Origin of the sequence: Bradyrhizobium yuanmingense (assembly GCF_900094575.1) — a bacterium.
GTDB classification, from domain to species: Bacteria; Pseudomonadota; Alphaproteobacteria; order Rhizobiales; family Xanthobacteraceae; genus Bradyrhizobium; species Bradyrhizobium yuanmingense.
The window spans coordinates 213112-226037 of sequence record NZ_FMAE01000009.1 but is presented as its reverse complement, the minus strand read 5'-3'; the positions used below and the strand labels follow the sequence as shown (position 1 = coordinate 226037).

Here is a 12926-nt window from a genome sequence, read left to right as displayed (position 1 = left end):
GGCTTGTTGCTCATGTTGTGGCTCTGCCAGAAAAGATCTTTCCGGGGTTCATCAATCCGTCGGGATCGAGCGCCGCCTTGATCGATCGCATCACGTCCACGGCCTCGCCGAGCTCGTCGGTGAGATAGTCGATCTTGCCGAGCCCGATGCCGTGCTCGCCGGTGCAGGTGCCGTCCATGGCGATGGCACGCGCGACCATGCGGGCCTGCAGCGCCTTGGCGCCCTCGACCGCCTCCGGTCGTGTCGGGTCGATCAGGATCAGCATGTGGAAATTGCCGTCGCCGACATGGCCGACGATCGGCGCGGTGAAGCCGTGCTCGTCAGCATCGCGCCGCGTCTCGATCAGGCATTCCGCCAGACGCGAGATCGGCACGCAGACGTCGGTGATCACAGCGCGCGCGCCGGGCCGCAAGCCAAGGCCGGCGTACAGGGTGTTGTCGCGGGCATGCCAGAGCCGGCTGCGGTCTTCCTGCGCCTTAGCCCAGGCAAAGCCATGGCCGCCATGCTCGGCCGCGATCGCCTGCGCGGCTTCGGCCTGCTCGGCGACGGAAGTCTCTGAGCCATGGAATTCGAAGAACAGGGTGGGAGCCTCGCGATAGCCGAGCTTTGCGTAGGCATTGATGCCGCGCATCATGACATCGTCGAGCAGCTCGATGCGGGCCACGGGGATCGCGGACTGGATCACGGAGATCGCGGTGTCCACCGCATCGTGCAGGGTGTCGAAGCTGCAGACTGCCGCCGAGATCGCCTGCGGCACCGGGTGTACCTTCAGCGTGATCTCGGTGATGACGCCGAGGGTGCCTTCCGCACCGACGAACATGCGCGTGAGGTCGTAGCCGGCCGCCGATTTCCGCGCGCGCCGGGCGGTACGGATCACGCGGCCGTCGGCCAACACCACCTCCAGCGCCATGACATTGTCCTTCATGGTGCCGTAGCGCACCGCCATCGTGCCCGAGGCGCGCGTCGAAGTCATGCCGCCGATCGAGGCGTCGGCGCCGGGATCGATCGGGAAGAACAGGCCGGTGTTGCGCAGCTCCGCATTCAGCTGCTTGCGCGTGATGCCGGGCTGCACCACGACGTCCATGTCGCTGTCGTGCAACATCAGTACCTTGTTCATCCGCGCGAAGTCGAAGCAGACGCCCCCCGCGACCGCGGCCGCATTGCCTTCGAGCGAGGTGCCGGCGCCGAACGGGACGATCGGCATGCCGACGCCGGCGCAGAGCTTGACGATTTCGGCGACCTCCTGCGTGGTCTCGGGGAAGACCACGATGTCGGGCGGCAGGCTCTGATAGTGCGACTCGCTCTGCCCGTGCTGATCGAGGACGCCGCGCGCAACGCTCGCGCGCGGACCGATCATGCCGGTGAGGCGCTCGGCCAAAACGCCCGTGCTGATCCGCGGTCCCATCCTCAGCTCCCGTCCCTGTTTTACGGACTCTTGTTGGTCCGTTGTTGAGCTTAAGCGGCTCTTGCGTTGCTTGCGACCTGCTTCAGGCCGAAATCATAGTTGAGATGAAAATAATCGCGCTCCACCATGCGACCATCCGGCGCACGGCCGGCGGGATGACGGACGAATTCGCGGATCAGGCTGTCCTTGACGCCGAACACCACGTCGCTGTCGAGATATTGGTCGCCGGCAACGAACACGTGCGTCACCAGCTGCTCGAAACCGGGCGCTGAGATCATGAAGTGCACGTGCGCCGGGCGCCAGGGATGGCGTCCCTGCACCTCCAGCATCTCGCCGACCGGTCCATCATGCGGAATCGGGTAGGCGGCCGGCTTGATCGACCAGAAATGGAAGCGGCCGTTGGTGTCGGTATGGAAGCGGGCGCGCATCGCGAGATCGCCGATCTTGTCGAGCTGCTGCACGTCGTAATAACCGTCGTGGTCGGAGTGCCAGACGTCGACGATGGCGCCGGCGAGCGGCTTTCCGTCCACGGCCGAGACCGAGCCGGTGACCAGCATCGGATCGCCATCCATCGGCCCGGAGATGTCAGCGCCGCTGTCCTTCTCGGGCGCAGCCTGGACGAAGAAGGGGCCGAGCACCGTGGTCTCGGTCGCGCCTTCGGGCACCGGATGGTTGATGGCATCGACCAGCATGGAGACGCCAAGCGTGTCCGAGAGCAAGATGAATTCTTGGCGCTTGTCGTTGCACATGTGCCCGGTGCGGGTCAGGAAATCGATGCCGAACTCCCATTCGTTCTGGGTGGGCCGCACCTCGCGGACGAAGGCGTGCAAGTGCCGCACCAGCGCTTCGCTCACCTGCTTGATGCGCGGGTCGGTCGCGCCCGCGATCCGCTCCAGCACCGCATCCGTGATCGTATTTTCGTTGAAGTTACGCATGTGTATCTCCGCGATCAGGGTTTTGGTTCGCCGAGGCCGGACAGCCGTTCGAGATGCTTGACGGTCGCGATGAAGTCGGTATCGCCGTCGCCCTGCGCGACCAGCGCGCCATAGGTCTCGCGCACTTGCGCGGCGAGCTGCAGCGGCACGCCGACGGCATGGCCGGCGCCCAGGATCAGGTCGAGATCCTTGGCCATCTGCCTGCAGGAGAAGGTGGACTCGAAGTCGCGAGTCCGTAGCGGCGCGGTCTTGTACTTCACCATGGGAGAGGCGACCGCGCTGTCGTCGAGCACTTTTAGGATGTCCTGCCAGGCGATGCCGCCCTTGCGCGCCAGCGCCAGGCTCTCGGCCATCATCGCCGCAGACACCGCGATCATCAGGTTGACCGAGAGTTTTGCGTAGCGCGCTTCCTCGGCCGGGCCGAGATAGGTTTGGGCGCGGGTGAATGCGGTGAACAGCGGCTTTGCGCTCTCGAAGGCGTCCTTCGGCCCCGAGACGAAGCAGGTCAGCGCCCCCGTGTGCACGATGCTGGCATTGCCGGAAACCGGCGCGCGCAGATAGGCAATGCCACGCGCCTGCGCGGCGGCTGCAACCTCAGCCGAGGCTTCGACACTCACGGTGCTGGTTTCGATCAAGACGGCACCGGGCGCCATCGCGGCGATCAGGCCGGCGGAGCCGAGCAATGCGCCGCGCAAAGCGGCGTCGTCGGGCAGGGACGTGATCACGGCGGCCTTGCCGCGCACGGCCTCGGCCGGCGAAGCGGCAATCGCAATGCCCTGCGCGCGTGCCTCGTCGATGCGCGCCGCGCTCTGGTCGAACGCGGTAACGGCAAAGCCCGCCTTGGCGACGAGCACCGACATCGGCAGGCCCATCTTGCCGATCCCGATGAAACCAACTGTTTTCAGAGCGTCAGTCATTGTTCTTGTCCATTGGCGCCTCAGGCGGCGCGTCCCTGTCGTTCAATATCCTGCACCAGCCGCCGGCCGGATTGCGCCAGCAGCTCCTTCTTCGTCTCGAGTCCCTCGACCAATAGCCGCCCGTTCTGCTTCTTCCAGGCACCGCCGATCATGACGGCCTCGATGTTGGCGAGGCTCGTCTGCATCACGACGGTTGCGACGGGATCATGCACTGGATGGAGATTGAGGTCGGAGGCGTTGATGATCACGAGGTCGGCGAGCTTGCCCGGCGTCAGCGAGCCGATCTGGTGCTCGCGGCCGAGCATGCGGGCGCCTTCCGTCGTGATCCAGCGCAGCGCTTCGCGCACGGGAATCGTGGTCGTCGCCGGAATGGCGCCACTTGCTTTGCGCGATTCCACATTGTCCAGTGCCCGCTGCATCGACAGCGCAACGCGCGCGGCGGAGAGGAGATCGCCGGCCAGCACGGACTCCAGGTCGATGCCGATGGTCGGCCGCACGCCGCGCTTCAGAAGGCGGCCGGTGATCGGAAAGCCATGGCCCTGGATCATCTCGTTCTCGGGCGTCACCGAGAACGATACGCCGAGATCGACGAGACGATCGAGCAGATCATCCGGCAGATCGTTGCCGTGGACGATGTTAATGCCGGGGCCGACGAGGCCGGCCTCGAGCAGCTTCTCCCAGCCGCCGGGCGTCTTGGCCGGACCGCCGCCCTGATGCATCGATGCGATCAGCTTCAGCTCCCGCGCCAGGCGGAAATCGTGCATGGCGACGTCGAGCGTCGAATAATGCGGACCGAGGATGGCGAGCCCGAGCGTGACGAGGCCGTCGCGGTCGGCGAGGGGCCCGGCCAGCAGCCGCTCGACCTCACGGCGCGGATGCGGCACTTCCGAGAAATGCGGCTCGCCCGGCTTCGGCTCGGGCTTCGGTGAGCCGTGGAAGAACGCGGCGCAGACGCCGCTTTCGATCAGGCCGCGCACGGCGGCGTCGGTATGATCCGGCGTCGGGTTGTTGTGGCACCAATCGACCAGCGTGGTGACGCCGTGATTGATCTGGTTCAGCGCGCCGACGAGGGTTGCGATGTAGATATCGTCGGGCCGGAACACGGTGGCGAGGCCCGCATGCATGCGGCGGAAATATTCCAGCAGCGTCCAGTTCGCGGCAAAGCCGCGCAAGCCGGTCTGCCAAGTGTGCATATGTGCGTTGATCAGGCCGGGAATGACGATGCGGCCCGTGCCGTCGACGACCGCCGTGTCGGCCGCAGCGTCGATCGACGGGCGCACCTCGGCGATCCGGCTGCCCTCGACCAGCACATCGCCGGTCGAGAGATCGCCGATCGCGTCATCCATGCTGATGACGGTGGCGGATCTGATCAGGGTGCGCCGCATCGCTTCAAGCTACCGCTTTGATGGCGCCGGGTGGCTCGCCGGTCCAGGCGCGCGCGATCAACTCGCGAATGGCGCCTCGTTCGAGCGGCCGCGGATTCCAGTAGGCATTCGTGACTGCGAGGTCAGCCGCCTTGTCGATCCCGCCCTCGGGCATGCCGACGTCGCGTAGCGCGACCTTCGCACCCAGCCGTTTCGCAAGTTCGAAAAGCCCCCGAGCTGCATCGGCTGCCCCGATCGCGCGCGCGATCCGCACCATCGCGTCGGGCACGGCCGGCGCGTTGTAGGCCAGCGCATGCGGCAGCACGATGGTGTGCGTTTCGGCGTGCGGCAGGTCGAAAGTGCCGCCGAGCGTGTGACAGAGCTTGTGATGCAACGCCATGCCGACCGTGCCGAGGCAGACACCGCACAGCCAGGCGCCATAGAGCGCCTCGGTGCGGGCCTCGCGATCGTCGCTCTTCGCGGCAATGGCGGGCAGGGCGCGCGCCAGCGCGCGGATGCCTTCTTCGGCCATCAGCGAGGTGACAGGATTGGCATCGCGCGCGTAAAGCGCCTCGACGGCATGGGCGATCGCGTTGATGCCGGAGGTTGCGGCGAGGCTCGCCGGCAGCGTCAGCGTCAGGTCGACGTCGTAGATCACGGTCTCCGGCAGCACGGCTGCATCGCGCACCGTGGTCTTCAGTCCGTTCTCGGTCTGGCCGACGATCGGCGTCATCTCCGAGCCGGCATAGGTGGTGGGAATGCAGAGCTGGTTGACGCCGGTGCGCAAGGCCAAGGCCTTGCCGAGCCCGGTGGTCGAGCCGCCGCCGAGCGAAACGACGCAATCGGCTTCGCATGCCTTCATTGCCGCGAGCGCGCGTTCCGTGACCTCGACCGGCGTGTGCATGGTGGCGCCGGAAAAGATGCCGGCATAGAGCGGGCCGAGCGCGGCTCCCAAGCTCTTGCCTTGTGCCTCCTGCTGCGGCGTCGTCAGCACCAGCGCACGCTTGCCGCCGAGCCGCTCGACCTCGGCCTTGGCTGAGGCAAGCGTGCCGCTGCCGAACACGACGCGGCAGGGCAGGTTTTCGAAGGTGAACGAGCCGATCATGCGCCGGTCTCTTTGATGGGATAATCGACCTGGAAGCGCCCGATCCGCAAGTCGCCCAGCGCCTCGCGCACGCGCAGATGCTCCGGGTGGTTGGCATAGGCGGCGAGCGCCGCCTGGTCGGTGAATTCGGAGAACAGCACCACGTCGCAGGCATAATCAACCGCGCTGACGTCCATGCCGACTTCGATATGGGTGAGGCCGTCGATCCGGCCCTTGAGGCCCTCGAACAGGGTCTTGACCTTGAGCCGGGCGGCCGAGCGCTCCTCAGGGCTCTCCCCGCGCAGTCGCCACATCACGATGTGCCTGATCGGGCCCGACATTTCCTGATTTCCTCGCCTGCAATGGTGCTTTGTTGGCGCCATTTTGCCTTGCAGAAAACGGAAATAAAGGTCAAAATTTGTAAGTCTCTTTTCCTTATTTCGTAAAAATGGACCGGCTGCTTCAACTCGAGGTGTTCTCCAAAACCGCTGAGCTCGGCAGCCTTTCCAAGGCCGCCGAAATCCTGCGGATGTCGAACGCCGCTGCGAGCCGCCATCTCAGTGCGCTGGAGGAGCGGCTTGCGGTCCGGCTGATCGAGCGCAACACGCGCCGGCAATGGCTGACCGAAGCGGGACAGGAACTGCTGCAGCGGTGCAGCACGCTTCTGAACGAGCTCGCCGAGGCTGAGGACGCCGTCTCCGACCGCGCGCTGTCGCCGAAGGGCATGCTGCGCGTGACGAGCTCGCTCTCCTTTGCGATGATCTACCTCGCACCGATGCTGCCAGCCTTCCGTGCGCTCTATCCTGATCTCAGCGTGCAGATCATCAGCGCGAACCGCTACCTCGACTTCATCGAAGCCGGCATTGACGTTGCGATTCGTACCCGCGAGCACGAACCGGATTCCAACATCATCGTCCGGCGCATCGGGCAAATGCACCGCGTGCTCGCGGCCGCTCCGTCCTATCTGGAGAAGCACGGCCGGCCCGAGCATCCCGCCGATCTCGCCCGGCACAACATGCTGATCTACAATCTCGCCAATGATCCCTATTCGCTACGGCTGAGCCAGGGCAGCACGACGCAGACGATCCGGATCGCGCCGACGCTCGACAGCAACGACGGCCAGATCATCTGTGGTGCGGCGCGCGCGGGGCTCGGCATCCTGATCCAGCCGCTCTATATCGTGCAGGGCGATATCGCGGCTGGGCGGCTGGTGCCTGTCCTGAGCGATTGGCAGCTGCCGTTGCTCACCATGAACATCGCCTATCAGAACCGCGTCAGGCTGCCTGCCAAGATCAGGGTGTTCTCCGACTTCCTCGTCAGCTACATCCGGGAGCATTCAGAGCCGGGGATCTGGATCGACGCGGCGAAGTGAGCGGAAGCAGCATGTATCTCGGCATCGATCTCGGCACGTCGGCGGTCAAGACGGTTCTCGTCGATGATGCCCAGCGCGTGATCGCAAGCGAGAGCCGGTCGCTCGCGACCGTCTCGCCGCAACCGGGCTATTCCGAGCAGGATCCGGCGCAGTGGATCGATGCGACCTTCGCCACGCTGGATGCTCTCAAGGCGTCGCATGCCGATGCGTTAGCAGCGGTCGCAGGCATCGGGCTGTCCGGCCAGATGCATGGCGCCACGCTGCTCGATGCAAGCTTGAGGCCGCTGCGGCCCTGCATCCTCTGGAACGACGGACGCTCTGCGACTGAGTGCCGTGTCCTGGAGCAACGCTGGCCCGCCTTGCGCGAGGTGACGGGCAACAAGGCGATGCCGGGCTTCACCGCGCCAAAACTGCTCTGGATCGCCGCGCACGAGCCCGAGATCTTCGCGGCGACGAAACTCGTTCTTCTGCCAAAGGCCTATCTGCGACTGGTGCTATCGGGCGAGGCTGTCGAGGACGTCTCGGATGCCTCGGGATCCCTATGGCTCGACGTTGCGCGCCGCGATTGGTCGGACGCCGCGCTGGCAGCGAGCGGCTTGTCGCGCGAGCACATGCCGCGCCTGGTCGAGGGATGCGCGCCCGCAACCACGCTGCGCAGCGAACTCGCGCGGCGCTGGGGGATGATCAGGCAGCCGGTGATCGCGGGTGGGGCCGGCGACAATCCCGCGGGCGCCATCGGCATCGGCGCAATCCGGCCGGGAGCCGCTTTCGTGTCGCTGGGAACCTCGGGTGCGCTCATGGTCCCGACCGACCGGATCGCCGCCAATCCCGACCGTGTCGTGCACACGTTCTGCCACGCCATTCCAGGGATGTGGATTCAGGCCGGCGCGATCCTCTCGGCCGCTTCCTGCCTTGCCTGGCTCGCGCGCCTGTTCGGCGCCGCCGAGGCCGAGCTGCTGGCGCCGCTTGGAGCACGACCGCAGGCGCCGTCGCCCGTGAGCTTCCTGCCTTACCTCGCCGGTGAGCGGACGCCGCACGACGATCCCGTTGTGCGCGGCATGCTGGATGGCCTGAGCCATGGCACCGATCGCGCGGCGATCGTGCAGGCGGTGCTCGAAGGCGTTACCTTCGCGCTTGCCGATTGCCGCGATGCGCTCGCGGATGCCGGCATCGGGATTGCGGAGGCCGACGTGATTGGCGGCGGTTCACGCTCTACCTTCTGGCTCTCGGTGCTGGCGAACGTGCTGAGCATTCCGATCCATCGCTTTGCCGGAGGTGAAACCGGCGCCGCGTTCGGTGCGGCGAGATTGGGGCGGCTTGCTGTCACGGGTGAGGCAATCGGTGACGTATGCATGCAGCCGCAGCGCATCGAAACATTCGAGCCCGACGCTGCACTGGTCGATGCCTACGCTGAACGGCTTCCCGCCTGGCGCGACCTGTATCGGCCGCGCCACTAGCTGGCCCAATCTGGTTTGCATACTTCGGTATATTCGCCTTCGGTATTGCCCTGCGTCACCCGCTTTTGTTTAATGACCAAACCGCGTTGCCGAGAAACGAGACGCGGGTGGGAAACGCATTGTGCGCCGGGAGGCACGATGAACGATCCGATCCTCGAGATGCGCGGGGTCTCGAAGACCTTCTTCGGCATCAAGGCGCTGCGGGCCGTCGATCTCACCGTCTATCCCGGCGAAATTCACGCCCTGATGGGTGAGAACGGCGCCGGCAAGTCGACGCTGATGAAGATCCTGTCCGGCGCCTACCGGCCCGACGCGGGCGGCGAGATCCGCATCGAGGGCAGGGCGGTGCGGATCGAAGGCCCGCTCGGCGGCCGCGCGGCGGGCATCTCCATCATCTACCAGGAGCTGTCGCTCGCTCCCAATCTCAGCGTTGCCGAGAACATCTATCTGGGACGGGAGATATCGCGGTCAGGCTTGCTGGCGCGCGGCACAATGCGCGAGGGCGTCGGCCCGATCCTGAAGCGCCTGGGCGCGGACTTCCTGCCCTCGACGCTGGTGGCGCATCTGTCCATGGGGCAGCGGCAGCTGGTCGAGATCGCCCGTGCGCTGCACGTCAGATCGAAAATCCTCATCATGGACGAGCCGACCACCTCGTTGTCGGCCGCCGAAAGTGAGCGGCTGTTCGCGTTGATCCGCCAGCTTCGCGCCGAGGGCCTTGCCATCATCTACATCTCGCATCGCATGGACGAGGTCTATGCGCTCGGCGATCGCGTCACCGTGCTGCGCGACGGCCGCCTGGTCGGCTCGCTCGACAAGCCCGAGATCCGCGCCGACACCATCGTGCGCTTGATGGTCGGTCGCGACGTCTCCTCGTTCTACAAGAAGGACCATGATCCGGAGGCGGGGCGGGGGCATCCCGTGCTCGCGGCGATCGACATGGCCGATGGCGGGCGCGTCAAGGGCTGCTCCCTCACCGTGCATGCGGGTGAGGTGGTCGGCCTCGCCGGCCTGATCGGCGCCGGTCGCACCGAGCTTGCGCATCTCATCATCGGCGCGTCGCCAAAAACCTCCGGCCGGCTCGAGCTGGAGGGGCGTCCGGTCGAGATCCGCACGCCGGGCGAGGCGCTCGAGGCCGGCATTGCCTATCTGACCGAAGACAGGAAGGCGCTCGGCCTGTTTCTCGACATGTCGTGTCTGGACAACATCAACCTCGCCGTGCTCGGCCGCGATGCGAAGCTCGGCTGGTTTCTCGATCGCGACAAGGCCCGCGAGCGCGCCGACCGCGCCTTTGCCGGCCTCAGCATCCGCGCCGCGAATGCCGGCGTTCCCGCCGGCGGCCTGTCAGGGGGCAACCAGCAGAAGGTGCTGCTGTCGCGACTGCTCGCCATCGCGCCGAAGGTCCTCATTCTCGACGAGCCGACGCGCGGCGTCGATGTCGGTGCCAAGTCGGAAATCTATTCGATCATCGACAATCTCGCCAAGGCCGGCACCGCGATCCTCGTCATCTCGTCCGATCTGCCCGAGATCATCGGCATCTGCGACCGCGTCATCGTGATGCGTGCCGGGCACATTGCCGGCGAGGTCAGCCGCGGTCCGAATTCGCCGCTTGCGCAGGAAGACATCATGGGGCTTGCCACGGGGATGGAGCATCTCGATGCCTGACAATGGTGCTGCGGAGGCAAAGCCGGCATCGACGACGACCAATGGCGCTGCCGCGGAGACAAGACGCCAGCGGATGAGGATGCTGATCAGCGCGCTCGGCATGTTGCCGGTGCTGCTGATCCTCTGCATCGGCTTCAACGTGCTGTCGGAAGGCCGCTTCTTCACCGGACAAAATCTCGGCATCGTATTGCAGCAGGCCGCGGTGAACACCGTGCTCGCCGCTGGCATGACCTTCGTCATCCTCACCGGCGGCATCGACCTGTCGGTCGGCTCGATCCTGGCGGCCTCCGCGATGGCGGGTTTGACGCTCTCCAAGATGCCGGAGCTCGGCTTGCTGTGGCTGCCGGCCGCACTGCTCACCGGCCTCGTCTTCGGCATCGTCAACGGCGCGCTGATTGCACTGCTGCGCCTGCCGCCCTTCATCGTCACGCTCGGCTCGCTCACCGCAGTGCGCGGCCTGGCGCGGCTGCTCGGGGCTGACACCACCGTGTTCAATCCCTCCATTCCCTATGCCTTCATCGGCAACGGCTCGTTGACGCTCATTCCCGGAGTCGCGTCGATCCCATGGCTCTCGGTAATCGCCTTGCTCGTCATTCTCGTCTCCTGGCTGGTGCTGCGCCGGACCGTGCTCGGCGTGCATATCTATGCCGTGGGCGGAAACGAGAGCGCAGCGCGGCTTGCCGGCATCAAGGTCTGGGCCGTCCTGATCTTCGTCTACGGCATCTCCGGACTTTTCGCCGGGCTCGGCGGCGCCATGCAGGCGGCGCGGCTCTACGCAGCCAACGGACTCCAGCTCGGCCAGTCCTATGAGCTCGATGCAATCACCGCGGTGATCCTCGGCGGTACCTCGTTCGTCGGCGGCATCGGCTCGATCTGGGGCACGCTGGTCGGTGCGCTCATCATCGCCGTGCTCTCGAACGGGCTCATCCTGATCGGTGTCTCCGACATCTGGCAATATGTGATCAAGGGCCTGGTGATCATCGGTGCCGTGGCGCTGGACCGCTACCGGCTGCAAGGCTCCGCGAGAACGTGAAAGGTCTGGCGCGCAACGGCGTGCGCATGGCTTGAGACGAGATTCCGTTGCGGCAACTGGTCTGCCGCGCCGGGGACGAAGACAGACCAGGGAGGAAGTCCATGTTGAAGACGATCATGCTCGCCGGCGCCGCCATGGCGCTTGCCCTCACCACCGCACCATCCTTCGCCAAGGAGCTCAAGTCGATCGGCGTCTCGCTGGGATCGATGGGCAATCCGTTCTTCGTCGCGCTGTCGAAGGGCGCCGAGTTCGAGGCCAAGAAGACCAATCCCAACGTGAAGATCACGACGGTCGGCTTCGAATACGACCTCGGCAAGCAGGTCACCCAGATCGACAATTTCATCGCCGCTGGCGTCGACCTGATCCTGCTCAATCCCGGCGATCCCAAGGCGATCGGGCCGGCCATCAAGAAGGCGCAGGCCGCAGGCATCGTCGTCGTCGCTGTCGACACCGCGGCCGAAGGCGCCGATGCCACCGTGACCACGAACAACGTGCAGGCCGGCGAGATCTCCTGCCAGTACATCGTCGACAAATTGGGCGGCAAGGGTGACGTCATCATCGAGAACGGGCCGCAGGTCTCCGCCGTGATCGACCGTGTGGTCGGCTGCAAGAACGTGTTCGCGAAGAATCCCGGCATCAAGGTGTTGTCGAGCGACCAGGACGGCAAGGGCTCGCGCGAGGGCGGCCTCACCGTCGCGCAGGGCTATCTGACCCGCTTCCCCAAGATCGACGCCATCTTCGCCATCAACGATCCGCAGGCGATCGGCACCGACCTTGCGGCACGCCAGCAGAACCGAACCGGCATGATCATCACCGCCGTCGACGGCGCGCCCGATATCGAGGCCGCGCTGAAAGATCCGCAGTCGCCGCAGATCCAGGCATCGGCGTCGCAGGATCCGTTCTTCATGGCGCGGCGGGCCGTGCAGGTCGGCGTCGGCATTCTCAACGGCCAGAAGCCGGCTTCGACCGTCGAGCTGCTGCCGTCCAAGCTGGTGACCAGGGACAACGTTGCCGCGTACAAGGGCTGGACCTCGGATCGCTCGCAGTAAGGCATCGGGGCGTTCGAAGCACGAGAGATGGCGGGTGGCGGTTCGTTCGCGCCGCCCGCCGCCGATACCTCGCGTGCTCACCAGTAGCACGCAGCAATGCCTGTGCTAGCTTTCCACGATCTCGTTCGGTCGATTCGGAAAGCAGATCCGGTGAAATCCACGACGTCAGGCACCGCGTGGCGGCATGCCAATATCGGCCGCCTGCTCAATAACGCGGTGCGGCGCTTCGAAGGCCGTGTGCTCGAATTGATGACCGAGCGGGGCCACGACGAGACGCGCATCGCCCATGTCAGCCTCACGCGCAATCTGGACGTGGAGGGGACGCGGCTCACCGAGCTCGCCCGCCGCGCCTCCATGAGCAAGCAGGCGATGGGCGAGCTGGTCGACCAATGCGCCGCGCTCGGCCTCGTCGATCGCATCGCCGATCCGACCGACCGGCGCGCGCGCATCGTCGTGTTCACGCCGGCCGGACGCAAATGGCTCGATGCGTTCCGTGATGCCGTCGACATCGCCGAGCGGGAGATGCGCGTCGAGCTCGGCAAGGCCACGATGGATGCAATCCTGAAGGGGCTCGCGGTGTATGGCACGGAATTCGACACGCTCGACGACCCGAATTAGTCAGGCAGCTTGACGAAATAGTCAGGTGTC

At 65.8% G+C, this 12926-nt stretch carries 12 protein-coding genes; 6 read left to right on the top strand and 6 right to left on the bottom strand.

Annotated features, from left to right (window positions below; genetic code table 11):
• Nucleotides 1-10: 10 nt before the first annotated feature.
• From GA0061099_RS30210 to GA0061099_RS30185, 6 genes are read right to left on the bottom strand one after another with little or no spacing between them, the layout of a single operon-like run.
• The gene (locus GA0061099_RS30210) at nt 11-1405 is read right to left on the bottom strand and encodes an FAD-linked oxidase C-terminal domain-containing protein (protein WP_036023595.1); all 1395 of its coding nucleotides are present in this window, start codon (nt 1403-1405) and stop codon (nt 11-13) included.
• A 50-nt stretch (nt 1406-1455) separates the two neighbouring features.
• Nucleotides 1456-2340, bottom strand: a complete 885-nt coding sequence (locus GA0061099_RS30205; protein ID WP_036023598.1) for an intradiol ring-cleavage dioxygenase — start codon at nt 2338-2340, stop codon at nt 1456-1458.
• Nucleotides 2341-2354: 14 nt separating this feature from the next.
• Entirely contained in the window at nt 2355-3257 is a 903-nt protein-coding gene (locus tag GA0061099_RS30200; RefSeq protein WP_036023599.1) for an NAD(P)-dependent oxidoreductase, read from the bottom strand.
• Nucleotides 3258-3277: 20 nt separating this feature from the next.
• Nucleotides 3278-4642 carry an amidohydrolase family protein gene (locus GA0061099_RS30195; RefSeq protein WP_036023601.1) on the bottom strand — a complete coding sequence of 455 codons (1365 nt, stop codon included), beginning with the start codon at nt 4640-4642 and terminating at the stop codon, nt 3278-3280.
• A gap of 4 nt (nt 4643-4646) precedes the next feature.
• On the bottom strand, nt 4647-5726 hold the full coding sequence (locus GA0061099_RS30190; RefSeq protein WP_036005176.1) for a maleylacetate reductase: 1080 nt from the start codon (nt 5724-5726) through the stop codon (nt 4647-4649).
• Nucleotides 5723-6046 (bottom strand): Dabb family protein, encoded by a 324-nt coding sequence (locus tag GA0061099_RS30185; RefSeq protein ID WP_036005173.1) that lies wholly within the window; start codon nt 6044-6046, stop codon nt 5723-5725. Before GA0061099_RS30185 ends, GA0061099_RS30190 begins: the two co-directional genes overlap by 4 nt.
• 107 nt (nt 6047-6153) lie before the next feature.
• On the opposite strand from GA0061099_RS30185, the gene GA0061099_RS30180 reads away from it, so the two are divergent.
• The 6 genes from GA0061099_RS30180 to GA0061099_RS30155 all read left to right on the top strand — a co-directional run bounded on the left by GA0061099_RS30180 (nt 6154) and on the right by GA0061099_RS30155 (nt 12896).
• Complete coding sequence (locus tag GA0061099_RS30180) at nt 6154-7077, top strand: LysR family transcriptional regulator (RefSeq protein WP_036023604.1); 924 nt, start codon at nt 6154-6156, stop codon at nt 7075-7077.
• 11 nt (nt 7078-7088) lie between these two features.
• Complete coding sequence (xylB, locus tag GA0061099_RS30175) at nt 7089-8534, top strand: xylulokinase (RefSeq protein WP_036023606.1); 1446 nt, start codon at nt 7089-7091, stop codon at nt 8532-8534.
• 138 nt (nt 8535-8672) lie between these two features.
• Nucleotides 8673-10196: a sugar ABC transporter ATP-binding protein gene (locus GA0061099_RS30170; RefSeq protein ID WP_036023608.1), complete on the top strand. Its 1524-nt coding sequence runs from the start codon at nt 8673-8675 to the stop codon at nt 10194-10196.
• The gene (locus tag GA0061099_RS30165; protein ID WP_036005162.1) at nt 10189-11229 is read left to right on the top strand and encodes an ABC transporter permease subunit; all 1041 of its coding nucleotides are present in this window, start codon (nt 10189-10191) and stop codon (nt 11227-11229) included. The genes GA0061099_RS30170 and GA0061099_RS30165 overlap by 8 nt, the downstream gene beginning before the upstream one ends.
• Nucleotides 11230-11330: 101 nt before the next feature.
• On the top strand, nt 11331-12278 hold the full coding sequence (locus GA0061099_RS30160) for an ABC transporter substrate-binding protein (protein ID WP_036023609.1): 948 nt from the start codon (nt 11331-11333) through the stop codon (nt 12276-12278).
• A 150-nt stretch (nt 12279-12428) separates the two neighbouring features.
• The gene (locus GA0061099_RS30155) at nt 12429-12896 is read left to right on the top strand and encodes a MarR family winged helix-turn-helix transcriptional regulator (RefSeq protein WP_036023611.1); all 468 of its coding nucleotides are present in this window, start codon (nt 12429-12431) and stop codon (nt 12894-12896) included.
• Nucleotides 12897-12926 lie beyond the last annotated feature (30 nt).